Source organism: Micromonospora trifolii, from assembly GCF_050516465.1.
Taxonomy (GTDB): Bacteria; Actinomycetota; Actinomycetes; order Mycobacteriales; family Micromonosporaceae; genus Micromonospora; species Micromonospora trifolii.
On record NZ_CP191526.1, the window covers coordinates 3613540 to 3639593 of the forward strand.

The following is a 26054-nucleotide window of genomic DNA, read 5'->3' on the forward strand; positions in this document are numbered from 1 at the left end:
CCAAACGTTAAGGGAACTGGCCTTCTTGAACGTCCCATCGACGGAGCGGTAATGCCTACCCCCGCAGGTGAACTTTGCGCAAACGGGTGCATGTCGAGTGGATGTTCGGGGCACCAGCTGTGGAGACACTGAAGACGACGTGCGAGGTGTGTGATGACCGAACCCGCAGCCAGTGGCGGTCTCGTTGACCCGGAGATCGCCTTGCAACGCCAGGTCGAGACGCTGAAACAACGTTTCCCGGATGCTGACGACGGCGAGCTCTCCGCCCTCGTTCACGAGACGCACCAGCGGCTCAAGGACGAGGCGAGCGTCGACTCGCACCTGGTCGCCCTGACCGAGAAGCAGGTGACGGACGAACTGCGCAGCGGCGGTGGGACAGTTCAGATCCGTAGCGACAGCACGGCCTGAGCAGAGACAGGAGTGTGATCGGCCGGCGACATGCCGCGCCGATCAACGTTTCCGCAACGGATCCCTGTGGTGGTCGACACGAAGCCGTTACTTAGCCGTCCTTCCGGCCGGATGCGACGTAGCGTTGAGGGCTGCCCAGGTCCGGTCCGAATACGGCACGCCTGGTCGATGCCGATCCGCAAGACGAAAATGGTGAACGCCGGGTGCCCGTGACGAGTGAACCCCAGCTGGTCGCACTACCTCCGTCAGCTGCCGCACCGACGATCCCTGCGGTGTTCCGATCCGCCTCGGCCCCGGCCCGCCGCACGCTGGTCGACATTCTCGACGACTCCGTGCGCGCGCACGCCGACGCAGGTGCGCTCGACAGCGGTGCCACCACATTGACGTACCGCGACCTGGCCGATGAGGTCGAGGCCGTCCAAAGGTCGCTCTCCGGGCTTGGCATAGGTGTCGGCGACCGGGTGGGTGTCCGGATCTCCTCCGGTACGGCAGAGCTGTACCTGGCGATCCTCGGCGTTCTCGCGGCGGGCGCGGCCTACGTGCCGGTCGACGCGGACGATCCCGAGGAACGCGCCGAGCTCGTCTTCGCCGAGGCGGGGGTCGCCGCAGTGCTCGGTGACGGGCTGGCGGTGTCGCTGCGTCGTACCCCCGTGGGCCGGACCGGCCCGCCCGGCCCGGACGACGACGCCTGGATCATCTTCACCTCCGGCTCGACGGGCACCCCGAAGGGTGTGGCGGTCAGCCACGGCGCGGCGGCGGCTTTCGTGGACGCCGAGGCGCGGTTGTTCCTCGCCGACGAGGCCAGCGAGGCGATCGGCCCGCAGGACCGGGTCCTGGCCGGGCTGTCGGTGGCGTTCGACGCGTCCTGTGAGGAGATGTGGTTGGCGTGGCGGCACGGCGCCTGTCTGGTGCCGGCCGCGCGGTCGCTCGTCCGCAGCGGCGTCGACCTCGGTCCGTGGCTGGCCGAGCAGCGCATCTCGGTGGTGTCGACGGTCCCGACGCTGGCTGCGCTGTGGCCGGTCGAGGCATTGGAGGAGGTGCGGCTGCTGATCTTCGGTGGGGAGGCCTGCCCGCCGGAGCTTGCGCAGCGCTTGGCCGTCGAGGGCCGCGAGGTCTGGAACACGTACGGACCGACCGAGGCGACAGTGGTCGCCTGCGCCGCACGAATGACCGGCGAGGGACCGGTCCGCATCGGGTTGCCGCTGGCCGGCTGGGAGCTCGCCGTGGTCGACGCCTCCGGCGCTCCGGTAGCGATGGGTGAGACCGGCGAGCTGGTCATCGGCGGGGTGGGACTCGCCCGCTACCTGGATTCGGGCAAGGACGCCGAGAAGTTCGCGGCGCTGCCCGCGCTCGGCTGGCAGCGGGCGTACCGCAGCGGTGACATCGTCCGGGCGGAGCCCGAAGGGCTCCTGTTCGTCGGCCGCGGTGACGAACAGGTGAAACTCGGCGGACGCCGGATCGAGCTGGGTGAGATTGACGCCGCGCTACAGGCGCTACCCAACGTCGCCGGTGCCGCCGCGGCGGTGCAGCGCACCGCTGCGGGCAATCAGCTGCTGGTGGGGTACGTGGTTCCGCACGACGGCGTCACCTTCGATGCGGCGACGGCGGCGCTGCGGATCCGCGAGCAGCTGCCGGCCGCGCTCGTGCCACTGCTGGCCGTGGTGGAGGCGCTGCCGACCCGGACGTCCGGCAAGGTGGATCGGGCCGCGCTGCCCTGGCCGCTGGCGACCCCGCAGAACACCGCGGGTGAGCTGACCGCGACGGAGGACTGGCTTGCTGGCGGTTGGGCGGAGATCCTGGGCGTACGCCCCACCGAGGCGGACGCGGACTTCTTCACCCACGGCGGCGGCAGCCTGAACGCCGCGCAACTGGTGGCATGGATCCGGCGCCGGCACCCGCGCGTCGCGGTGGCCGACATCTACCTCCACCCGAAACTGTCGCAGCTCGCGGCCGTGCTCGACGCGCTCGACACCACGGCGGCGACGCGCCTGGAGGTCCGGCCGACGCCGAGGCGCGCCGGGCTGATCCAGGCGGCGATGATGGTGCCGATGCTGGCGCTGGTCGGGCTGCGCTGGCTGACCGTCCTGGCTGCCCTCGGCAACGTTTTCGCCCTGCTCGCTCCGGCACCCTGGGCACCGGTGGTGTCCTGGTGGTGGATGGCACTGGGCTGGTTGCTGCTGTTCAGCCCGCTCGGCCGGATCGCCCTGGCCGCCGGAGGAGCGCGACTGCTGATGCGCGGGGTGCGCCCCGGCAGCTACCCGCGCGGTGGCGGCGTGCACCTACGGCTGTGGGCCGCCGAACGCCTCGCCGAGCTGACCGGCGCCACCAGCGTCGCCGGAGCATCCTGGATGATCACCTACGCCCGGGCCCTCGGCGCGCAGATCGGGGCCGACGTCGACCTGCACTCCGCGCCGCCGGTGACCGGCCTGCTGAAGCTCGGCCGCGGCGCGGCGATCGAGCCGGAGGTCGATCTGTCCGGCCACTGGGTCGACGGCGACGTCGTCCGCATCGGCAGGGTCCGCGTCGGCGCCGACGCCCGGGTCGGTTCCCGCAGCACCCTGATGCCCGGCGCTCGGATCGGCAAGGGCGCCCGCGTCGCCGCGGGCTCGACGGTGGCCGGCGCCGTACCGGCCAACCAGCACTGGGCCGGCTCGCCGGCCGCAGCCGGTGGCAAGGATTCGGACGGGTGGCCCGGGCAGCGTCCCCCTCGTTCGCGGACGGGTGCACGCCTCTGGCCGCTCGCGTACGGGCTGACCGCCCAGTTGCTGGGACTGGTCCCGGTCGTGGCCGCCCTGCCAGCGCTCGCCCTGCTCGGTTGGACGCTCGTCATCCGACCAACGGTCGGCGCGGTGCTGGCCGCCGTCGCGGTGGCGACCGTCGCCTACGTCGTGGGCTACGCGCTGCTGGTGCTCGGGGCCGTCCGGGCGCTCAGCATCGGCCTGCGCGCCGGGTACCACCCGGTGCAGGGGCGGGTGGCGTGGCAGGTCTGGACGACCGAGCGGCTGATGGGGATGGCCCGGGTGGGGCTGTTCCCGCTCTACGCCAGCCTCTTCACACCAGTCTGGTTGCGGCTGCTGGGCGCCAAGGTGGGACGCGGGGTGGAGGCATCCACCGTGCTCGCCCTGCCGGCGATGACCACGGTCGCCGACGGGGCCTTCCTGGCCGACGACACCATGGTCGCGACCTACGAGCTGAGCCACGGGTGGCTGCGCGTCGCTCCGGCCCGCATCGGTAAGCAGGCGTTCCTCGGCAACTCGGGAATGGCGGCGCCCGGACGTTCGGTGCCGAAGCGGGGCCTGGTCGGGGTGTTGTCGTCAGCGCCGTTCAAGGCGAAGAAGGGTTCGTCCTGGCTCGGCGCACCGCCGATGCCGCTGCGCCGGACCGTGGAAGCAGCCGACACCAGCCGCACCTTCGACCCGCCGGTCCGGCTGAAGCTCGCCCGCGCAGCGATCGAGCTGTGCCGAATCGTACCGGTGATGTGCGCCGGTGCCCTGGCGATCGGCGTCCTGGCCGCACTCACGCTCGTCTGGCGGGCTGCCGGGTGGTGGGCGGCCGCTCTCGCCGCCGGACCGGTGCTGCTGGGTGCGGCGATCGTCGCCGCCGCCATCGCGACGGCCGCGAAGTGGCTCCTGGTCGGGCGCTTCCGAGTCGCCGAGCGCGCGCTGTGGACCTCCTTCGTATGGCGCAACGAGCTCGCCGACACGTTCGTCGAGGTCCTCGCCGCGCCGTGGCTGGTCCGTTTCGCGACCGGCACGCCACTGCTGACGGCGTGGCTGCGCACGCTCGGTGCGAAGATCGGCCGAGGCGTCTGGCTGGAGACCTACTGGCTGCCCGAGTACGACCTGGTGCGCCTCGGCGATGGCGCGACGGTGAACCGCGGTTGTGTGGTGCAGACCCACCTGTTCCATGATCGTGTGATGAGCATGGACGAGGTGACACTGGGCGCGGGAGCCGCGCTGGGCCCGCACGGCATCGTCCTGCCGGGCGCGAGCATCGGCGCGCGGACCACCGTCGGGCCCGGTTCCCTGGTGACCCGCGGCGACGCCGTGCCGTGCGACAGCCGGTGGTTGGGCAATCCGATCACCACCTGGTCGGCGCCAGCGGCACGGTCGGCATGAATCCAAAGGCGGCGTCGGCGTCGAGCGGCGCAACGCCCGGCGCCGGTCGCTCCGGCGACTCCTACCTGCCCGAGCACGGCAACGGCGGCTACCGGGTGCGGCACTACGACCTCGACCTCGACTACCGGGTCGTGTCGAACCGGCTCGCTGGCCGGGCGGACATCACCGCGGCGGCTTTGCAGTCGCTCTCTCGGTTCACCCTCGATCTCGGTCGGCTGCGCGTTCAGGACGTCCGAGTGAACGGGCGCCCGGCGAAGTACCTGCACCGGCCGGACAAGCTGCAGATCAAACCGGAGCGGCCGATCGGCGCCGGGGACACCTTCCGGGTGGAGATCCGGTACGCGGGAAAGCCGGTGCCCATCTCCGGCCGGTGGGGCGAGCTCGGGTGGGAGGAACTCACCGACGGGGTGCTCGTGGCCAGCCAGCCGAACGGATCGCCGTCGTGGTTTCCGTGCGATGACCAACCCGGCGCCAAGGCCACCTTCCGGGTGGCAGTCACGACCCCCTCCCCGTACACCGTCCTGGTGACCGGTGATCCCGTACTTCAGCAGCGGGGCGCGGGCGGCACGACCTGGGTGTACGAGCGCCGCGAGCCCACCTCGCCGTACCTGATGAGCGTGCAGATCGGACGCTACGAGATGGTCGACCTGGCTGTCGGTGAGGTGGCGCAGCGCGCAGCGATCCCGCCCTCGCTGCGCCGGAACGCCGCTCACGACTTCGGCCGGCATGGCCAGATCATGTCGGCACTGCAGCGACTCTTCGGGCCGTACCCCTTCCGGGAGTACGTCGTCGTGGTCGCCGACGACGACCTCGACGATCCGGTCGAAGCGCAGGGCATGGCGGTCTTCGGGCGAAACCACGTCGACGGGCGGCGCACGCACGAGCGGCTGATCGTGCACGAACTGGCCCACCAGTGGTTCGGCAACAGCCTCACGGTGGCGGACTGGCGGCACATCTGGCTCAACGAGGGCTTCGCCACCTACGCCGAGTGGCTGTGGTCCGGCGTCTGCGGCGACCTGCCAACGGACGCCTTGGCCGCGCAGTGGTACGCGTGGGTCGCGGCTCGCCCACGCCACGTCGTCGTCGCACATCCCGGCGTCGACCGGATGTTCGACCCGCTGGTCTACAAGCGTGGCGCGCTGACGGTGCACGCCCTGCGGAAGAGGGTCGGCGACGAGTCGTTCTTCACGCTCCTGCGAGCCTGGGTCGCCGAGCACCAACACGCGACGGTGACGACCGAGCAGTTCCGTCTGCACGCCCAGCGCTTCGCCCGCGAGCCCTTGGACGGCCTGTTCGCCGCCTGGCTCGACAGCCCGACGCTGCCTCCACCACCTCGCTGACCTCGCCGGGGCGCCACCATTTCGCGAACCGAGTGCCGGTCCCGGACGACCGACGCAGCCCCCTGCGGCTAGCGGCGCATGGCATCTGGGGCCCGGTGGGCCCAGCTGAGCAATCGCGCTACCGGATAACAGGACGACGGTGGAGATCGGCCGGCAAGCGCGTGCTCACTACCCGCCCTCGTACGGTTCGCTGGCAAGGGCGATCGAGCGCGACGGGGGGCTGAGGTTTGTGTCCCTACGACTCTCGCACGCGGTTACGGCGGTGGTGGACGATCAGCGCGACCGCGCAGAGCACCGCCACCAGGCCGAACGCCGAGCTGATCCACTGGTTGTCCGCCGCGGTCGACAGCACCACGTTGGCCGCCGCGCTGACGAAGAGCACCAACCACAGCAGTGGGCGTAGCAGGCCGCCCGGCTTCTTCGGTGCGGCGACCGGGGCATCGGTGATGCGGTACGGATCGGTCATGACTACCTCCTTCGGCGAACGTTCCTCGACGCCGTCAACGCTAGGCGGGCGGCGCGGCGGGGACGATCCCGCCAGCTCGACGACCGTGGTACAGCAGGCTGTACCTTCCGCGCCGGGCGTTGCCGGGCGGGGCCCGGGGTGGCCTATGTTGGCGAGGGAGGTGGGTCGATGGCGTACGTACGGGGCCGGGTTCGCGCCTCGGTCGCCGCCTTGGAGCACCTCGTCGGAGGGCTGGGCACCGCCACGCTGGCGCTGGGCGCGCTGCTCTGGGCGGCGATCGTGGCGGTGACCTGCCTGGGCGGGGTGGGGCTGCTGGCGGTGCCCGGTGCGTTGCGGGCGGTGCGCTCGGTGGCCGACCGCGAGCGGGCCCGGCTGTCCCGCTGGGGCGAGCCGATCCCTACACCGGGGCCGGTGCCGGCCGGGTTGCGGACGGCGACGCGCGATCCCTTCGTGCGCCGGGAGCTCGGCTGGGTCGGGCTGTACTCGCTCATCGGCCTGGTGACCGGGCTGGTCGGCGTAGCGCTGCCGCTCTATGCCGTGCAGGACGTCACATTCCCGCTGTGGTACCGGCTGATCCCTGCCGACGCCGGCGCGCCGGGGATCGTCTGGTGGCGCATCGACGGATTGTCCGAGGCGCTCGCGGTCGGGTTGCTCGGGGTGGGCTGGCTGGCCGCCGCGATCTGGTTCAGCCCGGTCCTGGCCCGTCTCCAGGCGTGGCCGGGCCGGTTGCTGCTGCCTCCGCCGCCGGGTGTCGACCTGTCGCTGCGGGTGGCCGAGCTGACCGCCACCCGCGCTGCGGCGCTCGACGCCCACGCGGTCGAACTGCGCCGGATCGAGCGGTCGCTGCACGACGGCACCCAGAACCGGTTGGTCGCGGTCAACGTGTTGCTGGGTGCCGCGCGGCGGGCCGTGCGCCGCAATCCGGACCGTGCCGACGAGATCCTCGGGCAGGCGCAGGACGCTGCGGAACAGGCACTCGGTGAGTTGCGTACGGTGGTGCGCGGGATCCTGCCGCCCGTGCTGGACGACCGGGGTCTCGCCGGCGCGCTGGCGGGCCTGGCCGGCAGTTGCGTGGTGCCCTGCCGACTTGAGGTGGACGTGGCTGTGCGGTGCGCGGCCTCGGTCGAGGCCACCGCGTACTTCGTGGTGGCCGAGGCGCTGACCAACGTCGTCCGGCACAGCGGTGCGAGCCAGGTGGACGTGGCCGTGCGCCGAGAGCGCGGCCGGCTGCTGGTGTGCATTGAGGACGACGGGCACGGCGACGCGGACGAGACACGTGGTTCAGGGCTGACCGGTATCCGCCGGCGGGTCGAGGCGTACGACGGTCGGATGACACTGACGAGCCCGCCGGGAGGGCCGACGAGAATGGACGTGGAGCTGCCATGCGGATCGTGATCGCCGAGGACGACCCGCTCTTGCGTGAGGGGTTGGCTCTGCTGCTGCGGGCGGAGGATCTGGACGTGGTCGCCACGGCCGGTACTCCGGGCGAGTTCCTGGTCGCCGTCGACGAACATGCGCCGGACGTCGCGATCGTGGACGTACGGATGCCGCCGACCCACACCGACGAGGGCATCGTGGCCGCGGTGGAGGCCCGGCGGCGCCGCCCCGGCCTCGCGGTGCTGGTCCTGTCGGCGTACGTGGAGCAGGCGTTCGCCACCGACCTGTTCTCGGTCGGCGCCGTCGGGCTCGGTTATCTGTTGAAGGAGCGGGTGGGCCGGGTCGAGGAGTTCCTCGCCGCGCTGCACCGCGTCGCGGGCGGCGGCAGCGTGATCGACCCGGAGGTGGTGGCGCAGTTGCTCGCCCGCAACCGCCGGACGGACACGGCGCTGAGCGAGCTGTCGCCGCGTGAGCGTGAGGTGCTGGGGTTGATGGCCGAAGGGCTTGGCAACAGCGCGATCGCCGAGCGGCTGTTCGTGACCGACGGCGCGGTGCACAAGCACATCCGCAGCATCTTCTCGAAGCTTCAGCTTCCACCGGACGACCATGCCGACCGCCGGGTCACCGCGGTGCTGCGCTACCTGGACGGTGATCGGCGGTAGCGCCTGCTGTACCCGGACCTGGCAGCCCGCGGGATGGTCGCCGTTCTCGCACGTCAATAGCGTTTCTGGTGCGCGCAGTTCTTGCCGATGACACGGAAAGAGGCCACCAGAATGCCGGATCATCCGGGACAGACCGCCGAACCGGCGGTACGCGTCGAACAACTCACCCGCGTGTACGACGCCGGCCGTAACCAGGTGACTGCGCTTGCGGGCGTCGATGTCGGCTTCGACCGGGGCACCTTCACCGCGGTGATGGGGCCCTCGGGCTCCGGCAAGAGCACGCTGCTGCAGACCGCGGCCGGGCTCGACCGGCCCACCTCCGGTCGGGTGGTCATCGGAGGCACCGACCTGTCCGGGCTGTCCGAGACCCGCCTGACCGAGCTGCGTCGTACACGGATCGGGTTTGTCTTCCAGGCGTTCAACCTGATCGGCGCGCTCACCGTCGAGGAGAACATCGTGCTGCCCCTGCGCCTGGCCGGCGTTCGGCCGGACCGGGCCTGGCTGACCCAGGTGGTCGAGCGGGTCGGCCTCACCGACCGACTCCACGACCGGCCGGCCGCGCTCTCGGGCGGCCAGCAGCAGCGGGTGGCGATCGCCCGGGCGCTGGCCACCCGCCCCGAGGTGATCTTCTCGGACGAGCCCACCGGCGCCCTCGACTCCCGGACCGCGGCGGAGGTGCTGACGCTGCTTCGCGCGGTCGTGGACGAACACGGGCTGACCGTGGTGATGGTGACCCACGATCCGATCGCCGCGTCGTACGCGGACCGCGTGCTCGTGTTGGCCGACGGTGCGATCGTCGCCGACCTTCCGCAGCTCGGCGCCGCCGGTATCGCCGAGCACCTGGCATCGCTGGATCGGCGGGTCCTCCGATGATCGGGCTCGCCCTCCGCCTGCTGCGGCACCGCGCCGGCCCCGCCGCCGCGACCCTGCTCGCCCTGATCGCCGGCGTACTGATCCTGGTGGCGATGGGCACCCTCGTCGAGTCCGGGCTACGTTTCCGCACGGAGCCACGGCTCTGGGCCGCGGCCGACGTGGTCGTCGCCAACCGCACGGTCAGCCACACGTTCACGGAGTTCGACGGCGACACCACCACGAGCACCGTCACGCTGCCCGAGGGCGGCACGGTGGACGCGGCCCTGGTGGACCGGATCCGCCAGGTGCCGGGTGTCGCGGCCGTCACCGGCGACGAGAGGGTGCTGATCGGCTCACCCGCTGCCGTGGGACACGGCTGGGACACGTACGCCTTCACCGGTCGTCCCATCACCGGGGGTGCCGCGCCAGGGCCCGATGACGAGGTTCTTGTCGACACCCGTCTCGGCGTGGCACCCGGCGACCGCATCGACCTGGTCGTCGGCGGGGTCCGGCGGTCGTATCGGGTGAGCGGAACCGCCGAGACCGGTTCGGCGGCGGTGTTCTTCACCAACGCGCAGGCCGCTCGGTTGTCCGCCCATCCGGGCCGGGTGGATGCGATCGGCGTGCGGATGGTGCCCGGCGCCGACCTCGGCGCGGTACGCGAGATCGCGTCGGCGGCCGGCGCCACGACGTACGGCGGGAAAGACCGTGGGATCGTCGAGCAGTCGGAGAACCAGGCCGCCCAGACGTTGCTGGTCGAGGTCGGATCGGCTTTCGGGGGGTACGTCATCCTGCTGATCGTCTTCGTGGTGGCCGGCACCATCGGGCTGTCCGTCCGGCACCGTCGACGCGACCTCGCGTTACTACGCGCGGTCGCGGCCACGCCGGGGCAGGTGCGCCGCATGCTGATCGCCGAGGCCGCGCTGCTCGCCCTGATCGGCTCGGCGATCGGCGGCCCGGCCGGGCTGCTGGCGGCCCGCTGGGTGCACGGCGAGCTGGTCGAGCGGGGGTTCGTGCCGGCCAGCTTCCCGATGGCCGGCGGCCTGTTCGCGGTGCCGGCCGCGGTCGGTACGGCGGTCCTCGTGGCGGTGCTCGCCGCGTTGGTCGCCGGACGCCGGATCACCGGGATCAAGCCGATCGAGGCGCTCGGCGAAATCGCTGTCGAGCCTCGGCGCAGCGGTCGGGTGCGGCTGATTGCCGGCGTGCTGACGCTGGCGGCGGCCGGCACCGCCGGGGCGTTCACGCTCGGTGCCGCCGGGTCGACCGGGGCACTGGCCAGCGCGGTCGGCATGCTGTACCTGTTCGTCATCGCGGTGGCGCTGCTCGCACCGAGGATCAACGCGTACGCGGCACGCCTGCTCACACCGTTGTTGCCGCGGATGTGGCGGCTCAGCGGCTACCTGGCTGCGGCCAACCTGCGGGCCAACGCGCAGGGCATGGCGACCGTCCTGACCGCCCTCGTGCTGTCCGTGGGGTTCGGCGGCTCGGTCTGGTTCCTGCAGAACAACCTGGAACGGCAGACCACCACGCAGAGCAGCGCGGGAACCCTCGCCGAGCGGGTGCTCGTCGCTCCGGCTGGGCTGCCGGCGGACGCGGCGCGGGAGATCCGCGAGTTGGCCGGGGTGCGGGCGGCCACTGGTGTGCACCGTACGCAGGTGCTGGTGCGGGCGCTCGGCGGAATCGAGCCGGTCAGCGCGCAGGCGGTCGACCCGGCGGGCATCACTTCGACGATGGACCTCGCGGTGCGCGAGGGCAACCTGGCGGACCTGCGCGCGGACACCGTCGCCCTGTCTGCGATGCAGGCGTCCTCTTCTGGCTGGGACGTCGGCGACCAGGCGGAGCTCTGGCTGGGCGACGGCACCCCGGTCACGTTGGACGTCATCGCGATCTACGGCCGTGGCCTCGGCTTCGGCGACGTCACGCTGGCCGCCGAGACGGTCGCCGGGCACACGGCTGGGGATACCGACGACGAGGTCCTGGTCAGCGCCGGCGCGGAAGCCGACACCGCGCTGGTCACATGGTCGGCTGGGCAACCGGGCACCCAGGTTCTCGACGCCGCCACCCGTACGCGCCTGATCAGCACCGATTTGGCGCTCGGCGCCTGGCTGAACCGGCTGCTGATCGGCGTGATGGTGGGGTACGCGGCGCTGGCGGCGGCCACCACGATGGTGATGGCCGCGCTGGCCCGCCGCCGCGAGTTGGCGTTGCTACAACTGGTCGGGGTCACCCGCCGTCAGATTCGGGGGATGGTCCAGGCCGAACAGGCCGGGCTGCTCGGCACCGCGGTGCTGATCGGCGCGACGATCGCGGCGCTGACCCTGAGCGCGATCGTCAACGGACTGACCGGCAGCCCGATTCCGTACGTCCCGCCGCTCGGTTGGGTGGCGGTGCTCGGCGGCACGACACTGCTGGCGTTGGCAACCACTGTGTGGCCCGTCCGACGGCTGCTCAGCGCTCCTCCGATCGACAACATCGGTGTGAAGGAGTAGGCGTCGCGGCTCGAATATCGGCGACCGTGCCGCCTCCGCGTACATCGCTGAGGCGGCACTGTCGCCCTGGTGCCCCAGCTTCGGGTAGACCCAGGGCCGCGGCAATCACCAGCCGCCCTCACGGACGCTGCGCCCTATCAGCGGCAGATCAGTGCGTCGGGTGAGCAGCCGCAGCCACCCCTCTTTGGTTCAGCGAACAAATGCCCGATCACGCGTCCGACTCGTACGGCAACGGCTTGAGCCCGTCCTCGCCTTGCCACCAGCGCGAGTCCTTGCCGTAGTAGATGGTACGAGCCCAGTCGTCCGGCGATTCGTGGAAGATCAGGTCCTTGTCGCCGATGTGGTCGAGGTGTCCCCAAGCCTGATTCACCCGGCCGACCGCCTCGTCCCGAGTGATCGGGAATCGCACCAGCATCTCGTGCAGGACCTGCTCGACGAAATCTCGAGCCTTGTCGGACATGCGCAGACGCAGCTCCACGGCGCACTCCCTCGCTTCACCGCACCGGATGCCTATCCATCATGCCCGGTCGAGCAGCGTTGCCTCCTGGGTCATCAGCCGATCGGATCGCCGAGCGCGATGATCGGCTATTTCCATGTGCGATGGACACCCTGCGACGCCTAGGAAGGAGGCATGACCAACGAGCGGACCGTTCCCCTGCTGCCGTGCGCATCCATTGACGACATCGAAACCTTCTACGGAGTTCTCGGTTTCCGCACCACGTACAAGCAACGCAAGCCCAACGCGTGTGTGGGGGTGCAGCGGGAAGACCTGCATCTGCAGTTCTTCGAGATCGCCGGATTCGACCCGGAGCAGTCCTATGGCTCCTGTCTCGTAATCACCGCGGACATCGAGGGACTACATCGGGCATTCGCAGCCGGCATGCGCGCCGCGTACGGCAAGGTACTGGCGTCCGGAACGCCGCGGATGACCCGGCCCAGGGCGCGGAAGAACGCCGACGGGTTGGGCGGATTCAGCGTCATCGACCCGGGCGGCAACTGGATCCGCGTCTTCCGGGACGCCGCCACCGCTCCCATGCCGGCCGCCACGCCTGCCGGGCGGCTGGCCAAGGCCCTGGCGAATGCTGTCGTGCAGGCCGATTCCAGGGGAAGCGTCGGACAGGCCGTTCGGATCCTCGACAGCGCGTTGGCCCGCCCGCAAGCCGACGACGACCCGGTCGAGCAGGTAGAGGTCCTGGTCTACCGCGCCGAACTCGCGATGGTGCTGCACGATCCAAAGACCGCGGCCGAGATGCTGGCCCGCGCCCAGGCCGTCACGCTCACGGAAGACGAATCCGACAGGGCGGCACCCGCCTTCGACAACGCCACCGAACTCGCAACAGCACTGCGGTGACTCACCATACGAACGCGTCCCTCATCTCGGCATGAGCGGACGCCGCCTCACTGCCTCCGGGGTTGCCAAGCTGACGCCTTCGGATCCGCCGAAGAGGTCAGCCAGCAAGAGGACCTGGCCAGAAGGTTGCAGGTGGGATCTGAGTCTCAGCTCCCGGGATGCTCACCGACAGCAGCACGGACGGCCGAGCGACCGGGTGGTTCCCGGACGCGTAGCGCTTCAGCCGCGCCGGTCACTTTGCGGCAGGCGCGGACGCTGTCGGTGCGGTCAGTGGTCTTCGGCGTAGTAGGAATGCACGGCGGGTTGTCCGGTGTAGTTGGCACCAGCGCGATCGTCGGCACCGAGGTAGTTGTACGGGAGGCGGGCGTCGCGGCGGCCGGTGCAGCTGATCCGGCGGCGACGGGAGTCGTAGGAGAACCCGGCGGCGCGGAGTCGGGCGGTGAGGCGCTGCCCAGCGGGTCGCCCGTCGGGAAGCCGAATGCTGGACAGGTCCAGGTCGGCCACGAGCCGGCCGGTGGGAGTCAGCCAGCCGGCCGCACGGGTCAGGACGGCGAGCTTGTCTCCGACGTAGTGCAGCCCGTGCAGACAGGTGATCAAGTTGAACGTCCGCGTTGGTGCCCAGTTGGCCACGGAGGCGCAGATCAGCTCCAGGTTCAGCGGTGGTGCCGGTACGGGATCGAAGGCGTCAACCAGGTCCACGCCGACGAGGGCTGTCCGCTCGGTCAACCCTGCCAGCCGCAGCTCCTCGGCAGCTTGGATCAGCGCTCGACCAGTGCCGCAGCACAGATCCAACCAGCCAGCGGCTGCCAAAGGCTCAGCCAGACTGACGCCAACAGGGCCGGCGGCGAGAACGTCAAGAGGGTTGAACCCCAACTCCCTGGTGTAGCTGTTGACCCCGGACAGCTGCCGTTCGCGGTTCATGGCGCAGTTCGCCACCACCGCGGACTGTTCCAGGGCGTCGCTGCCAAGCAACTCGGAACTGGCGCGTTGGTCGACCACGCCAACATCATCCCAGGAACAGCTCTTCAGGCCGAACCCTCGACCAGCGGCAGGAGAGTGCGTTGTGTCCTGACTGTGGGTGGTCGGTGTGAGCACGCCTGCGATGATCGTTGGGTGGCGCAGGATGTCCCCATGCTCGAGTGGCTCGACGATGTCTGGTCTCGGGCACACGCCGTGCAGATTGTCGAAGGTGGTGAGGACAGCGGCCCTCTTGCCGGTCGTGAAATTCTGGCCGAGCTCCCGGATGCCGGGTCGGTTGACGCGGCGCGCGCGCTGACCACGACGGGTCGCTTCATCGGTGACATCTGTCGTTGTCTAGGTGGGCCGACGATCGTGCTCCGCGATGTGGCGGGCGAGGTGCTCGCCAGCGCTGGTTTGCATGGCCACGGGTCGGTCAGTTGGGAGCGTTCGCGGTTCCGTGACGACCTCGTCGTGGCAGATCCTGGGGCGCTTCACCTGTTTCTGGCGGGGCACGGTGTACCGGATCAGCTGACGTCATTTCTGGCGCCCTTGGCCGACCTGCTGAACCTGCAGGAGGGCCGCCCGCAGTTCCGGCCCACCGGGCGAAAGGGCAAGAGGTACCTGATTGAGCGTGGTGTTCCTAGCGTGCTGCATCCCGTGTTGGTCGCCGCCACCGGTCAGCAATGCGGCGAGCTGTCCGATACGCAGGTCGACGATGTCCGTCGACAGCTCACCGCCGCCACGCCCTCAGCCACCGGCAGGGCGGCGGTCCTGCTGTCCTGGCTTGGCCGGCTATCCATTCCGGCAGAGGCATTCTGGGGCGAAGGTGTCCTGGTGCGACAGTTACTCGCCGATCTCGCGCTACCCGACATCGCGGCCGCAGCTGCCGAAACTCGCACCGGCGACGTTGCGACGGGGGTGGTCAACCTGGTCATGCACTCCGGCGACGACGGCACGCTGGCCACGGCCATCGGTCCGACGCTGCGTCAACTGTTCCCACCGGCACCAGCGCCGAAGACCACGCGCTAGCCGTCAACCGTCAGGTCGGCGAACTGCTCGCGGACGCAGGCCGCCTGCCCGTCATCAGGTACGCGCGACCCAGCGTTCCGCCCGCTCAGCGGCAGATGCGGAAGCTTCGGCAACGGCCCCGACCTTCATAGCGTGGCGGCGGGGTGAGCGCGCGTCGAGTAATGTGCCCGCGACGCGAATGCTTCCGTCGCGGAGGAATCGCCTCCGGGTCCGCCTTGTCGGTGCCGTTGGCCGTGATGACGGGCAGTCTGCGTGCCGCCGGCTGATCACTCCCCCAGTAAGCCGACGAGAACCCGCGACACCATGTCCTCGAAGCGCGGCGCAGGCACCAGCGGACCGTCGGTCAGCGCCGCCGTCAGGTGGGCGTGCCGGCCCGCCGCGATCACGTGGGCCAGGTATGCGCCCTGCCTCTGCCGGGCGCTAGAGCTCCCGTCGAGTTCGTTTAGGACGAACGCGGCGGTGAGCGTGTTCATCACGGCGAACGCCTCCAGCTTGCGGCCCACATCCGCCGGGTGCCCGGCGAGGACCGCCAGCACGTGCTCCAGCAGATCGGTACCGTGCGGGCCGAGCGCCGAGCGCGTGAGCAACAGCTCCGGCAGCCAGCGGTGCCGCCGCATCAGCTCGCGGCCCTGTCGGCACACCTCCAGCAGACCCGGCAGCCAGGGACCACCCGGCGCCGGCAGCTGATAGGCGGCCGCCACCTCGTCGGTCATCAGGTCGAGCAGGTCGTCCCGGCTGTCGACATAGCGGTAGAGCGACGCCGCCCCGGTGCCCAACTCGGCGGCGATGCGGCGCATCGAGACCGCGGCTAGCCCCTGTCGGTCGGCCAGCGCGATCGCCGCGGCGGTCACCTCCGTCCGGGACCGCTCGGCCGGCCGGCCCACTCCCGTGCGCCGTTCCCGAAGCCATATCGGCATCGCCTCCATGCCACCCCTCTCGATTGCGTCCATCCTAACTTTTGGCATACGGTGTTCGCGAACGCCGTTCCCGAATAAGTGAGGCGGAGATGACCAGAACCCCGTACACCGCACGCAACGGCGACGTGCACCTCGCGGCCGACGACCTCGGCGGCGCCGGCGGCGAGCCGCTGCTGCTGCTCATGGGGCTCGGCGTATCCCGTTTCTACTGGCCCGACGGGCTGGTCGCCGCGCTGATCAATGCCGGCTTTCACGTGGCCTCGTTCGACGGCCGCGACGCCGGCGGCTCCACCCACTTCGACGACACCCCGGCTGGCAACCCGGTGACCGCGCTGTTCCACCGGCGGCCGCCCGCCTACACCGCCGAGGACATGGCCGACGACACCGTCGCCGTGCTAGACGCGCTCCTATGGCGGCGCGCCCACCTCTTCGGCATCTCCCAGGGCGGCCTGGTCGCTCAGCGCACCGCGCTACGCCACCCGGAGCGGGTGCGCACCGTGACCTCCTTCGCCGCCGTGCCCAGCGACATTCGTGGTGCCGCCGTCCTGCGCTATGTGCGCCTGCCGTTCCTGGCGCGCCTGACGCGCATGCGCCAGCCCGCCGGCCGCGACGGCGACGTGGCGGCCGGCCTGGCCCTGTTGCGGGCGGTCTCCTCTCCCGGCTACCCGTTCGACGAGCATGACGCCCGCCTCCGCGTGGAGCGCGAACTCGACGCCGGGCTGGCCAGCGGTGTCCGCGACAGCCGTGCCCAGGCCCGGCAGACCAGCGCCACCTGGCACGGCCCGCGCCTACGCGAGCTCCGCGTGCCCACACTGGTGTTACACGGCAAGCAGGACCCGCTGATCCGCCCCGCCGCCGGCCGCCGCATCGCCGCGTCGGTGCCAGACGCCCGCTATGTCGAACTGCCCGGCACCGGTCACGACCTGCCCCAGGAAATCTGGCCCACCGTGGTCCGCGAGATCCGCGCCCGAGTCTGCTGAGGCCACTCACGACGCGCCTCGCATCCAGCTCCAGACCTAGGGCTCGGTGCTCGTCGGCCCATTAACTGGTTCTACCCGTTCGACCGGGGCTGGTAGCGTGCGCCGAACATGAAGATCACGGGGGAAACATCGATGAACCGAGCTCGGCTCGTCCTGACTGGCTTGGCCGTTGCGGCGGCGATCGCGATGTCCGGCTGCGATCCGCAGCCCAAATCTGAGGGCACCGCAACCTCGCCGTCCCCGGCGGCCTCGAGCGCCGCCCCGACCGGCGGTGCGGCCACCACCACGCCCAGCACCGCGGCCAACGACGCGGCCACAGTGAAGGCCTGCGCCGACATCAAGAAGGACATCAAGGACAACGCGGCCAAGGTCACCAAGGCCGAGAAGATCGGCCCGCCAGCCGGGCACTTCGCGGTCAGTGCCCAGTGGGCCGCCGGCTCGGTCGCGGTCCTGGCGCACTCGATAGGTGCCAACGAGGCAGTCACGGCCGCCTCCGAAAAGATCCAGAACGAGATGATGGGCCTGAGCGACGCGTACAACAAGTCCGCCGACGCCAAGCCCAGCAAGAAAGCCCTGGAAGCCGCCATCAAGGAGCTGGACACCGTCTGCTCGGCCGCCTGACCGGATCGACCACGCAATCGGCGGTGACCGTCACCCGGACGGTCACCGCCGATTCGCATGTCCGTGCGGCCTGCGGCACCTGGGTCAGCGGCCTCTGAGCAACCCACTGTCAGCCTGCGCGACGCCCAGCGAGCTACTGCGGAGAGCGGCGCGCTGTTCCCGGCAAGCCGCACATCCCTCCAGATACGCGGCTACTGCTGACGGAACCGATCCCGTACGGCGGCGACCTCTTCCGGAAACGTGGCAACCTCTACGCCGTCGGCCGACTGCGCCTCTGCGTAGGTTGGAGTGATGAGCCGACCGTCGAGTGGTAGGGGCATCAGATTCTGGCTGGGAAGCCCGGCTGCGCTGCACGGATCAATCGCGCTACTTCCAGCCCAAGCAAGGTGACTAGGGCAGCGGCCCACGCTCAGCTTGGGAATCGCGTTGATCTACACGGGGCGTAGCGACATTCTGGGGGCAGGCGGCACGCGTCGTGTCTCTGCCTCGCTGATCGGGCGTCTCGCGCTGCCCCATACTGACCGCTGCATCGGGCACGCTACGGGCGCGGCCATCTGACGTCGAGGAGGGTCGTCATGGCGTTGGTCAAGAAGGGCTCTCGGCTCATAACGGTTGACGGGGTCACCTACAGGTGGCGAGTGCGCGGCAAACCAACCTATGTCCAAGGGCTGTGTGAGCGACCGCTCGCTGTCGCTGTAGAACAGGTCGATTGCAAGGGCAGGGTGTTGCTGGTCAGCATGCCCCAGGACCATCCAAGTAACTGGATTGGCGGGCCGGCTGTGCCCGTTCTCCCATCGGCGGTCGCTGCGATTGTCCGCAAGGCATTGGCCGAGGGATGGCAAGCTACCCCGTCAGGCACGGCCTTCCTTATGACTGCGCCCGTGGGCTGATGACACGACGCTTCGGTGACCCGGCCACGTTCGCCGTGGAGATCGGCGAGGTCGAGCCGCACCAACTCCGCGCCGTCGACCTGTGGGCGGCTGGCAAGAGGCTGACCATCAAGGACAGCCACGCGTTCCTCCCGTTCTTCATCCGCGTTATGCGATCGAGCGCGGCGCAGGTGCGCCGACGCGACGTCGAGCCCTGTCCCGTCCCGGGCCGCACACCAGAGGAGATCTTCCGGCTGCTCCACGCAGACGACACGGAGTTTCGGGAGCAGTCCTGGTTCCTGCAGTGGGGCGAGACCGTCGACAACGTCTTCAAGTACGCCTACCTGGACGACGACCTGGTGATCGTCTTCGCGTTCTGGCGGCCAGACCAACCCTTTCCGGATGACCTGGGCAAGGTCTTCGTCGCCAGGATCCCACCGGAAGAGTTCGTGGCCACCGTCGAGCAAGCAGCCGATCTACTGGACGCCGAGTTGGTTAACGTCGATCCACCCCGGTGACCGAACCGCCTCCGCAATCGTCGCACCGTCTGGCAGCAAGGGCCCGGTGAGCATCGAGGATGATCGAAGCTGGCTCAGCGGCCGCCGACCCCGCTCCATCGATCCTGGCCTTCGACCGTCGGGGCACAGGCGCCGGGCTGGCAGGCGCCGGGCCGTGCTGTCGGAGCCGCACTGCGGCGGTCCGCACCAGCCGGATGGCCGACCTGCGACAACGGTGGAGGACGTGAGACTGCTGCGACAGCTCATGACGGCTGCGAACAACCGTCCGGCAAGCGACCTGCTGTTCAACCCGCAGGAGCAGGAGATCGTGGACCGGATCGATCGTGGCCGCCCCCGGCCGGAGGAACCAGTGGCCTTGCTGCCCGTCGCCCAGCTCAATCTCCGCGACGTTCCCCACCTACGTATGCCCCGAACACCAGATGGCTCTGGGTCTCTACCGCCGACCATTCGCCGCCGGTGCGCTGCTGCTCCGACCCCTGGGCACCGCTCGCAGCCGCTCGAGCGTCTCGCCCAGCCGGCCCGCGGCTGACAGACAGCCGGCCGCAGGTCCGCCGGATCGGCTGAGCGGAGCAGCAGCCGCACCGGATGTAATGAACCCGGCCGTTTACCTTCGTCGCCGGTATCGGGCCGGCCCTGATCTTCGTTCGCGCGCGGTCATGAGCGACCGCGCGCGGACCGCCGCATGATGCAGTCCGGGGCAAGGCCACCTTGCCTCTCGCCCCGGCTCAGGCCCACCGCGGGAGGAGTTGCCGGAGCAGCCCCCCAGAAGCGGATTCAGGTACCAGACCGGGACGCGATCGTGAACCGTGATTTTGCTGGTGGGGTCGCAGGAAACGCAGGTGACAAGGAGCAGGATGTCGAGGAGTTTGCCGTTGGCATTGACGCGGAACTTGCCGTCGCCGGTGCTGGCGAGGCCGGAATGGCAGTGGACACAGCGGAACGCGAGCAGGCGAAGGTGCGTGCGCCGAGGGGCCCAGGACGGAACGATATGAGGATGCGTAGACATGATCCCTCTGAAGACCTGACGGAAGGCATGGGAAAAGAGCCGACGGCGACGTCGGCGACCGATGCACGGGGAAGGTGTCAGGTCTAAAGAGCAGGCGGCGTCACGCGGGGTGAAGTCCTCTCGTGAGAGGGTCGGAGAAGGAAGATCCAGTTGCAAGGTAGGGCGGGACGGGCTGGCGAGGCCACCCATTTTTGTGTTGGTGCCGAGCACTGAGGGTCAGGCGTCAGCCTTGGAGGTACGGGCTCGTCGCTGCAGCCGCGGATTACTTCCGCAGCCTGCCCCGGCTCGCCAGCGATCACCTCGGCGGCGATCACCCAGACACCCTGACGACGCGTCGAGAGACGGCCCGCTGGTTGGGCCGGGCTGGCGATGCGGCTGGCGCCGCCGACGCCTACGCGGCCCTGCTCTCCGGCCAACTCCGAGCGCTCGGTGTCCCGGTCCGCGAGACGTTCAGGGCTTCGCGGGCGCGGGTGGTCGCGACGAAGAGCAGGCACCGCTCCCTCATCATGTCGCTGTCGTGCTGCACCTGGTCCACCTCACGTGGGGTGACCTCCTTGGCGAATGGCACCGCGCTGGCGTTGACGCCGACCACGGCGACGCAGCGGAACTCCAGTCCCTTCATGGCGTGCATCGTGGCAAGGCGGACGCCGTCTACCTCGGGCTCAGGGTTGTCTCTGACCCGGACCGTTGGCACGGTTGCGGCCGTCAGGTCATCGAATTTGACTTCGTACGGCTCGACTGCCCGTCGGGTTTCGGACACATCGCGCAGTACGCTGAGCCCCTCGTCCCCGCGTACGCGCAGGTGACGCACCGTTTGCTGGGCGTCACTTTCATCGGCGCCCCAGCTGTCCTAGAGTCCTCTGCGTCACCCGCGCCAACGGGGACGGTGGCGTGATCGCCCGCGGTAGGTGAATCATGAAAACCACCTGTTGAGCCGACAAGTCTAGCGATTGGTATGCGGCCATGGACCTTGATCGCGACACTCAACTAATCTTCGAGATAGGAACGATGCGGCACCTAGCTCGAACGTGGAATCAGTTCGGCGGCGTCACCTTCGCCAATGTCGCGGAGCACACGATGCGCGTGGCGTGGATATCGCTCGTCATCGCCAGTCGAGAAGGAGCCGACTGCGGAAAGGTCGTCCAGCTGGCCCTGATCCACGACGCCGCAGAGACGCGAACCGGCGACGTCCACTACATGTCGCGGCTCTACACGGACCGGCACGAGGCCAAGGCTCTCGACGACATGACCGCCGAGACCTCGTTGGAGTGGGTTCAGCAGCTCTGGCACGAGTATGAGCAGCAGGAGAGTCTGGAGGCGCGCATCGTCAAGGACGCGGACACCCTCGATGTCGACTTCGAGCTCAGGGAACTGGCCGCCACCGGCAGTCACCTGCCGCAGATTTTCAAGCCCATCCGCGACGGTGTGAATTCGAAGCTGCGGACGAAGACCGCGGTGGAACTCTACGAGTCGTTGCTGCTCACCAACCCTCACTCGTGGCACCTGCAGGGCAAGAATCGCGCCACGGCGGGTGACTGGCAGGGTCTGACCGCAGATGCCGGGCCGCCGGAGCAGCAGCACTGACCCGAGCCCGCACTCGGCCGGAGGGAATCTGCCATGGCGCTCCCGAGCGGTGAAGAGTTGCTGGCCCTGCTGGCCAGTGGTGACGACGCGCTGGCCAAGCGCGCGCTGCAGCGGCTGTGCTATGCCATCGAAGCTGGCCGGCGAGTCGATCTGACAAAGGATCCTCGGTTGTACGCCGCAACCGCGAACCTGAAGGGTTCGACCGATCTTCACGTGCGCAGATGGCTCTACAAACTCATCGGGCTCCTGCGGATCGAGCAGCTCGCGCCATGGCTCGCAGGACAATTGAACGGCGTGGACACCGATCTCGAGAACATGAGCTGGGCGGCCGGCGCGTTGCACGTCGTAGCCGGCACGGCACATACCAGAACGAGCCTCGTCAAGATCGGCCTCGACCCGGACGCCGCAGCCGTCAAGCTCGCCGCCGGGTATTTCCGCGGGAGCGTGCCCGTCGAGCCGGTCGTGTTGCGGAAAGCCATGGCGGACGACGATCCGCTGGTGCACCGATGGATCAGCCTCCGATATGGACGAGATCCGTCGGTATTGCCCAAAGAGGTGCTCGGCGATCTTGTCACAAGCTCCACAGCCAGCGTCGCTGAATATGCCGTGTGGGCGGTCCACAACGACCCACGTGGACGAATCTCCGACATCCCGCTCCATCCTCAGGATTTTGGCCGCTTCCCGCCCAATGTGCGCCGGTGGTATCTCCGAGTTCTGCTGAAGAACGGGACGAACCTCCTGCCGTACGTCGACCTTGTCCGGGCGGGGATGTCCGACGATGCGTCAGTGGTGCGGGAGGGCCTGGCGCTCGGGTTGGTGGACGTCGGGTTCGGTGCCGAGCTCGCCAGCGAGCTGGCCGATTGGTACGCCCGGGAGGACGACCCGGTCGTCCAGCTCGCTATCGCGCGGGTCATGTTCGCGAAGCGTCGGAGACACCGGCAATTCCAGCAGATCCTGAAAGCCGAACGGACGATCAACAGCTCATTCGTCGGCCAGCTATTCTCGGTCGAACGCCCCCTGCGCCCGTCGAAAATCTTCCTGCCCACCCAGCGAAGGACGAGGAAGGAGCCGACAGTGCCGAGCCCACTACCAGCGATAACCGGCCAGCGCCAAGAGAACGTCTATCTACTCGGGATAGATACGGTTGATTTCAGCAAACGTTCCGACAGGCAGCAGTACACAATTTTTCGGGATTTGCTGGACTCGCTGAGGCACGAGGACATCCTGGTGGCCGAGGATCCGGACGACGTGGCCGTCCTACTGACCGGCGACGGCGTTTTCGTCGGGTTTCGCCAAGTCACGAGCAGGCTGTCGCCGATTCGGTTAGCTTTACGCCTGAGGCGAATGTACCAGGAGTTGCGTGCATACGATCTGCGTTTTGGTGTCAACAGCGGACCAGCCACATGGATATATTTCGAGTCTGGTGGGCCGCAGCTCATCTCTCACGCGGTGAACTGGACGGCACGCGTCATGTCGGCCGCCGGCGCCAACCAGATCCTAGTTAGCGACTCCTACTATCAGCAGTGTGTCCGTCCGGCCACGGATGAACTGCCGGCGGTGAGCTTCGTCAGCGTTTCCGGCAATACCACGAAACATGGCGAGCCGCTGCTCACGTGGCAGGCCGAAGGCTGATCCCGGTAACTACGGCAACTGCATGACTACAGGAAGTCGTCACGTGGCGACCACAACGGCGTTACGACGAGGCGCGACCGGGCCGAGCGAGGCTAGATAGTCTCGTGCCATGCGCCAAGCCATGTCGGTTGCCTCTGCCCCCCGGCTGGCGATCTTCAGGATCGGCTCGATGACAGTGGCATCCGCCCTGCTCAACATGATCTGTCCATCGAAATGATGGATTTCGACCGGTCGGCTCGACGGGGATATCTCACTTATGCAACGGCCCACGCCGACGCCGGATGGGGAATAGTGACCCGGAGCCAGGTAGGTGTCGTGGATCGTCTTCAGCGTGCAACCCGAATCCCACACGGTGATCGTCAGGATGCCCCCGGGGGAGACCAATGATGCCAGCTTCTTGAGCGCTTCTCCTTCATCTCCGAGGTAGTAAAGCGACTGCTTGGCGTTGACCACGTCGTAGGCTTCACCAGGATGAAAATCCGCCAGCCCGGTGGGGACGAGACGCGCCCTACTTGCCCATCCGAGCCGGCGGGCCGAGGCCGGGATATACGGATCTATCCCGGTCAGCGCGACGTGGATGCCTCTGCGCGTCAACCCGTCCGTGACCTTGCCGGCCGACGCTCCGTTTCCTATCCCCACGTCGAGCATCGTGATCTCGTCTCGCCGGCGGAAGTGCTTCGAGAGGATGTCCACCAACAGCGGCGTTTCACTTGACGGTCCGAAAGCCTGTCGGAGCGCTTTGAGGTTTGCGACGTAGTCAGCGTTCATCGGTGTCGCCGATCGCGGGGCGATGGTCGACTTGACCCTGGCAGGGCCGGGCCTGCATGCACACGCAGATACCTCCTGGAGGAGAAGCGCCGATGCCTCAAGGTTCGCCGGGAGCGGATGGTCCAAGTGCCTCCAAGACCTGTGCGACGCGCTGCTCCACAGTGCCGCCGACCACCATGACGGGAGAGTCGACGGCATCGCTCATGACGAGCGCTCTCAACTCGTGGTCGACGCTTTGCTGATACTCTTCGCTGCCGCCGCGGACGCCGTCATCCTCCAGCGGGAAGAGGATGGGACAATAGACGAGACGGTCGAACGTATTGACATGATCGAAGGCGACCCGCTCCATGAAGGCCGACATATCAGCACTGAAGCAGCCGCGACCGTGCATGCTCCTGTTCGCTCGCTCGTAAGCGACGGCGTCGAGCAGCGTTCGTTCGGTGAGCAGGGTGGCGGCGCCCCGGCGCCGCCCCTCGATCTCGTGGCGCCGTTGCTCCACGAAGTAGGCCGCGACGGAGTCGAGCCGGAGGTTCTCCCCGAATCGGTATCCGCTCCGCATCAAATTTCTGGGAATGCCTTGCACTGTGACGACCGGGCTTTCCAGGGCCCGGGCCAACGCGGAAACGAGGGTGGACTTTCCCGTCCCGTGGGCACCCATCACGGCCATCCGCAACATCAACTGTCCTCACGTTGATTGCGTCGAATGTAGCGGGAGGCTCACAACATGTACACCCGGCAGTGGCGCCTGCCATCCGTCTCAGGCGAGGGCGACGGCAGCGAGAGCCACGAGGCCTATCACCAAGGCACGGATGGACCACGCCACTCGGGTGAACTTGCGAGACGCCACCATGTTCACCGCCCAGATCTGCGCCAGGACGGCCCGCTCGAATGCATTGATGTCGGCCGCCGCCTCCAACCAGGCGTCGATGAATGCTTCCTGGTCGTTGCCGTACCGGCGAGCGACGTGCTCGTAGTAGTGCAGTGATCCGGTCGTCACCTGCCGCCGCGGGGCCAACGCATAGAGCGCCAACAACGCGCTGAGCGCAACGCAGGCGCCCGCGACGAGCAGGACGCCTGTGGCCCAGGGGCCATGGGCGGACGGCAGGCGTCCAGCCAGGACGCCGGCGGCGGCCAGCACCGCGGCCGCCTTCACATCGGCGAAGCGGATCATCTCGTTCGCCTGTTGGAGGGAGGCATGTTTCATGTCTCTCACTAGGTTTCCGGCCTCTTGTGCTTCAGTGGTGCTGGCCGGTGCGGCGGCGAAGCTCTCGGGAGCCAAGGTCGGGGACGCCCGGTATGACGTCGCATCGGTCGATTGTGCGAACGGGGTACGTTCCACGGCACTCCTTTCGAAGGCGGGGCTCCCTCAGCATGGGGTGGGTCCGCGCGGTTCTCTGCCCAGTTCTGGGCAGGGCGCACGTGTGCGGCCGAGCAGGGCCACCGGGTCCACGACGATGACCTCGCGCCGCCCGGTGACGACGATGCCCGCCCCACGCAGGGCTGTCAGCTCGCCGACGACCGCGTTGCGCGAGGCACCGACCAGTTCGGCGAGTTCCGCCTGGGACAGTCGGATCGCGTTCCGGCCATCCGCGCTCCGGGTCGCCTCGTCAAGCTGGATCAACGCGCGGGCCAGCCGCTCCCGGACCGGCAAAACGGCCAGCGCTGTCCGTTGTATGTCCGAGCTGCGCAGCCGGCTCACCGTGTAGGTGGCGAAGCCCATGGCGAACTCAGGCCGGGCCAGGAGCCGCCGGAACTGCGGCCCCGTCAACAGCCGAGTGACCGTGGTGGTGAGAGCGGTGACGGTCGCCGATCGGGGCTGGAGGTCGACGGCAGCCAGGTCACCGACGACGTCACCGGCGGCCCGCAGCGTCAGGATCGCCCGGCTGCCGTCGCTCTCCGAGCGGACGACCTTGACGCAGCCGGCCAGGACGACGTGCACGTGCTGAGTGGTGTCACCCTGGCGGATCAGCACGTCGCGGGCTTCGAAGCGGACGGGGATGCCGGTGTGCCGCACCCGATACCACTCATCCTGCGGGAGATGAGCGACGAGCCCAGACGCTACGCGTTCACCCATGCGCTGAATGTATCGCCGATGGCGGTGCGCGGT

The 26054-nt window shown here is 69.0% G+C and carries 24 protein-coding genes; 14 read left to right on the top strand and 10 right to left on the bottom strand.

Annotation, left to right across the window (positions count from 1 at the left end; all coding sequences use genetic code 11):
- The first annotated feature begins 153 nt into the window (after positions 1–153).
- From ACQRWP_RS16715 to ACQRWP_RS16725, 3 genes are all read left to right on the top strand, one after another.
- Positions 154–408 (top strand): three-helix bundle dimerization domain-containing protein, encoded by a 255-nt coding sequence (locus ACQRWP_RS16715; protein ID WP_430495896.1) that lies wholly within the window; start codon positions 154–156, stop codon positions 406–408.
- Positions 409–611: 203 nt separating this feature from the next.
- A complete protein-coding gene (locus ACQRWP_RS16720; protein ID WP_430495898.1) occupies positions 612–4526 on the top strand; it encodes a Pls/PosA family non-ribosomal peptide synthetase in 3915 nt (1304 codons plus the stop codon).
- Positions 4523–5866: a M1 family metallopeptidase gene (locus ACQRWP_RS16725; RefSeq protein WP_430495900.1), complete on the top strand. Its 1344-nt coding sequence runs from the start codon at positions 4523–4525 to the stop codon at positions 5864–5866. Before ACQRWP_RS16720 ends, ACQRWP_RS16725 begins: the two co-directional genes overlap by 4 nt.
- A 235-nt stretch (positions 5867–6101) precedes the next feature.
- Here the strand turns inward: ACQRWP_RS16725 and ACQRWP_RS16730 are convergent, their stop codons facing one another.
- Positions 6102–6332: a hypothetical protein gene (locus tag ACQRWP_RS16730; RefSeq protein ID WP_430495902.1), complete on the bottom strand. Its 231-nt coding sequence runs from the start codon at positions 6330–6332 to the stop codon at positions 6102–6104.
- 168 nt (positions 6333–6500) lie between these two features.
- Between ACQRWP_RS16730 and ACQRWP_RS16735 the strand changes: the two genes are divergently transcribed.
- From ACQRWP_RS16735 to ACQRWP_RS16750, 4 genes are all read left to right on the top strand, one after another.
- A complete protein-coding gene (locus ACQRWP_RS16735; RefSeq protein ID WP_430495904.1) occupies positions 6501–7727 on the top strand; it encodes a sensor histidine kinase in 1227 nt (408 codons plus the stop codon).
- Positions 7715–8371, top strand: coding sequence for a response regulator (locus ACQRWP_RS16740; RefSeq protein ID WP_430495905.1), 657 nt, complete (start codon positions 7715–7717; stop codon positions 8369–8371). The genes ACQRWP_RS16735 and ACQRWP_RS16740 overlap by 13 nt, the downstream gene beginning before the upstream one ends.
- Positions 8372–8482: 111 nt before the next feature.
- A complete protein-coding gene (locus ACQRWP_RS16745) occupies positions 8483–9244 on the top strand; it encodes an ABC transporter ATP-binding protein (RefSeq protein WP_430495907.1) in 762 nt (253 codons plus the stop codon).
- A complete protein-coding gene (locus ACQRWP_RS16750; protein WP_430495909.1) occupies positions 9241–11712 on the top strand; it encodes an ABC transporter permease in 2472 nt (823 codons plus the stop codon). The genes ACQRWP_RS16745 and ACQRWP_RS16750 overlap by 4 nt, the downstream gene beginning before the upstream one ends.
- A gap of 208 nt (positions 11713–11920) precedes the next feature.
- On the opposite strand, the gene ACQRWP_RS16755 is transcribed toward ACQRWP_RS16750, so the two are convergent.
- Positions 11921–12190: a hypothetical protein gene (locus tag ACQRWP_RS16755; RefSeq protein WP_430495911.1), complete on the bottom strand. Its 270-nt coding sequence runs from the start codon at positions 12188–12190 to the stop codon at positions 11921–11923.
- 153 nt (positions 12191–12343) lie between these two features.
- Here ACQRWP_RS16755 and ACQRWP_RS16760 point away from each other — a divergent pair, with 153 nt between their 5' ends.
- Positions 12344–13063: a VOC family protein gene (locus ACQRWP_RS16760; protein WP_430495913.1), complete on the top strand. Its 720-nt coding sequence runs from the start codon at positions 12344–12346 to the stop codon at positions 13061–13063.
- Between the two features lie 267 nt (positions 13064–13330).
- Here the strand turns inward: ACQRWP_RS16760 and ACQRWP_RS16765 are convergent, their stop codons facing one another.
- The gene (locus ACQRWP_RS16765; RefSeq protein WP_430495915.1) at positions 13331–14062 is read right to left on the bottom strand and encodes a class I SAM-dependent methyltransferase; all 732 of its coding nucleotides are present in this window, start codon (positions 14060–14062) and stop codon (positions 13331–13333) included.
- A gap of 132 nt (positions 14063–14194) precedes the next feature.
- On the opposite strand from ACQRWP_RS16765, the gene ACQRWP_RS16770 reads away from it, so the two are divergent.
- On the top strand, positions 14195–15052 hold the full coding sequence (locus ACQRWP_RS16770; RefSeq protein WP_430495917.1) for a hypothetical protein: 858 nt from the start codon (positions 14195–14197) through the stop codon (positions 15050–15052).
- A 266-nt stretch (positions 15053–15318) separates the two neighbouring features.
- Here the strand turns inward: ACQRWP_RS16770 and ACQRWP_RS16775 are convergent, their stop codons facing one another.
- Positions 15319–15969 carry a TetR/AcrR family transcriptional regulator gene (locus tag ACQRWP_RS16775; RefSeq protein ID WP_430495919.1) on the bottom strand — a complete coding sequence of 217 codons (651 nt, stop codon included), beginning with the start codon at positions 15967–15969 and terminating at the stop codon, positions 15319–15321.
- Between the two features lie 89 nt (positions 15970–16058).
- On the opposite strand from ACQRWP_RS16775, the gene ACQRWP_RS16780 reads away from it, so the two are divergent.
- The 3 genes from ACQRWP_RS16780 (at position 16059) to ACQRWP_RS16790 (ending at position 18957) form a co-directional block, all read left to right on the top strand.
- On the top strand, positions 16059–16949 hold the full coding sequence (locus ACQRWP_RS16780) for an alpha/beta fold hydrolase (protein ID WP_430495921.1): 891 nt from the start codon (positions 16059–16061) through the stop codon (positions 16947–16949).
- Between the two features lie 132 nt (positions 16950–17081).
- Positions 17082–17570, top strand: coding sequence for a hypothetical protein (locus tag ACQRWP_RS16785; protein WP_430495922.1), 489 nt, complete (start codon positions 17082–17084; stop codon positions 17568–17570).
- 889 nt (positions 17571–18459) lie between these two features.
- A complete protein-coding gene (locus ACQRWP_RS16790) occupies positions 18460–18957 on the top strand; it encodes a hypothetical protein (protein WP_430495924.1) in 498 nt (165 codons plus the stop codon).
- A 604-nt stretch (positions 18958–19561) separates the two neighbouring features.
- Here ACQRWP_RS16790 and ACQRWP_RS16795 read toward each other — a convergent pair.
- Together ACQRWP_RS16795 and ACQRWP_RS16800 are read right to left on the bottom strand one after the other, a co-directional pair.
- Positions 19562–20152, bottom strand: coding sequence for a DUF1062 domain-containing protein (locus tag ACQRWP_RS16795; RefSeq protein ID WP_430503208.1), 591 nt, complete (start codon positions 20150–20152; stop codon positions 19562–19564).
- A 202-nt stretch (positions 20153–20354) separates the two neighbouring features.
- Complete coding sequence (locus ACQRWP_RS16800) at positions 20355–20774, bottom strand: 3'-5' exonuclease (protein ID WP_430495926.1); 420 nt, start codon at positions 20772–20774, stop codon at positions 20355–20357.
- 152 nt (positions 20775–20926) lie between these two features.
- Here ACQRWP_RS16800 and ACQRWP_RS16805 point away from each other — a divergent pair, with 152 nt between their 5' ends.
- Positions 20927–21547, top strand: a complete 621-nt coding sequence (locus tag ACQRWP_RS16805; protein ID WP_430495928.1) for an HD domain-containing protein — start codon at positions 20927–20929, stop codon at positions 21545–21547.
- Between the two features lie 33 nt (positions 21548–21580).
- Positions 21581–23179, top strand: a complete 1599-nt coding sequence (locus tag ACQRWP_RS16810; protein ID WP_430495929.1) for a hypothetical protein — start codon at positions 21581–21583, stop codon at positions 23177–23179.
- Positions 23180–23218: 39 nt separating this feature from the next.
- Here ACQRWP_RS16810 and ACQRWP_RS16815 read toward each other — a convergent pair whose 3' ends face one another.
- The 4 genes from ACQRWP_RS16815 to ACQRWP_RS16830 all read right to left on the bottom strand — a co-directional run bounded on the left by ACQRWP_RS16815 (position 23219) and on the right by ACQRWP_RS16830 (position 26021).
- Entirely contained in the window at positions 23219–23947 is a 729-nt protein-coding gene (locus ACQRWP_RS16815) for a class I SAM-dependent methyltransferase (protein ID WP_430495931.1), read from the bottom strand.
- A gap of 97 nt (positions 23948–24044) precedes the next feature.
- Positions 24045–24623 carry an AAA family ATPase gene (locus ACQRWP_RS16820; RefSeq protein WP_430495933.1) on the bottom strand — a complete coding sequence of 193 codons (579 nt, stop codon included), beginning with the start codon at positions 24621–24623 and terminating at the stop codon, positions 24045–24047.
- Positions 24624–24704: 81 nt separating this feature from the next.
- Complete coding sequence (locus ACQRWP_RS16825; protein ID WP_430495935.1) at positions 24705–25286, bottom strand: Pycsar system effector family protein; 582 nt, start codon at positions 25284–25286, stop codon at positions 24705–24707.
- A gap of 27 nt (positions 25287–25313) precedes the next feature.
- Complete coding sequence (locus ACQRWP_RS16830) at positions 25314–26021, bottom strand: Crp/Fnr family transcriptional regulator (protein ID WP_430495937.1); 708 nt, start codon at positions 26019–26021, stop codon at positions 25314–25316.
- Positions 26022–26054: the final 33 nt, after the last annotated feature.

Coding starts and splice junctions, on each gene's coding strand:
- ACQRWP_RS16725 (WP_430495900.1), top strand. CDS start 4,523: ATGAATCCAAAGGCGGCGTCGGCGTCGAGCGGCGCAACGCCCGGCGCC.
- ACQRWP_RS16745 (WP_430495907.1), top strand. CDS start 8,483: ATGCCGGATCATCCGGGACAGACCGCCGAACCGGCGGTACGCGTCGAA.
- ACQRWP_RS16785 (WP_430495922.1), top strand. CDS start 17,082: ATGAACCGAGCTCGGCTCGTCCTGACTGGCTTGGCCGTTGCGGCGGCG.
- ACQRWP_RS16780 (WP_430495921.1), top strand. CDS start 16,059: ATGACCAGAACCCCGTACACCGCACGCAACGGCGACGTGCACCTCGCG.
- ACQRWP_RS16810 (WP_430495929.1), top strand. CDS start 21,581: ATGGCGCTCCCGAGCGGTGAAGAGTTGCTGGCCCTGCTGGCCAGTGGT.
- ACQRWP_RS16830 (WP_430495937.1), bottom strand. CDS start 26,021: ATGGGTGAACGCGTAGCGTCTGGGCTCGTCGCTCATCTCCCGCAGGAT.
- ACQRWP_RS16805 (WP_430495928.1), top strand. CDS start 20,927: ATGGACCTTGATCGCGACACTCAACTAATCTTCGAGATAGGAACGATG.
- ACQRWP_RS16795 (WP_430503208.1), bottom strand. CDS start 20,152: ATGGGTGGCCTCGCCAGCCCGTCCCGCCCTACCTTGCAACTGGATCTT.
- ACQRWP_RS16815 (WP_430495931.1), bottom strand. CDS start 23,947: ATGAACGCTGACTACGTCGCAAACCTCAAAGCGCTCCGACAGGCTTTC.
- ACQRWP_RS16750 (WP_430495909.1), top strand. CDS start 9,241: ATGATCGGGCTCGCCCTCCGCCTGCTGCGGCACCGCGCCGGCCCCGCC.
- ACQRWP_RS16790 (WP_430495924.1), top strand. CDS start 18,460: ATGACACGACGCTTCGGTGACCCGGCCACGTTCGCCGTGGAGATCGGC.
- ACQRWP_RS16770 (WP_430495917.1), top strand. CDS start 14,195: ATGCTCGAGTGGCTCGACGATGTCTGGTCTCGGGCACACGCCGTGCAG.
- ACQRWP_RS16760 (WP_430495913.1), top strand. CDS start 12,344: ATGACCAACGAGCGGACCGTTCCCCTGCTGCCGTGCGCATCCATTGAC.
- ACQRWP_RS16730 (WP_430495902.1), bottom strand. CDS start 6,332: ATGACCGATCCGTACCGCATCACCGATGCCCCGGTCGCCGCACCGAAG.
- ACQRWP_RS16820 (WP_430495933.1), bottom strand. CDS start 24,623: ATGTTGCGGATGGCCGTGATGGGTGCCCACGGGACGGGAAAGTCCACC.
- ACQRWP_RS16775 (WP_430495919.1), bottom strand. CDS start 15,969: ATGCCGATATGGCTTCGGGAACGGCGCACGGGAGTGGGCCGGCCGGCC.
- ACQRWP_RS16735 (WP_430495904.1), top strand. CDS start 6,501: ATGGCGTACGTACGGGGCCGGGTTCGCGCCTCGGTCGCCGCCTTGGAG.
- ACQRWP_RS16740 (WP_430495905.1), top strand. CDS start 7,715: ATGCGGATCGTGATCGCCGAGGACGACCCGCTCTTGCGTGAGGGGTTG.
- ACQRWP_RS16715 (WP_430495896.1), top strand. CDS start 154: ATGACCGAACCCGCAGCCAGTGGCGGTCTCGTTGACCCGGAGATCGCC.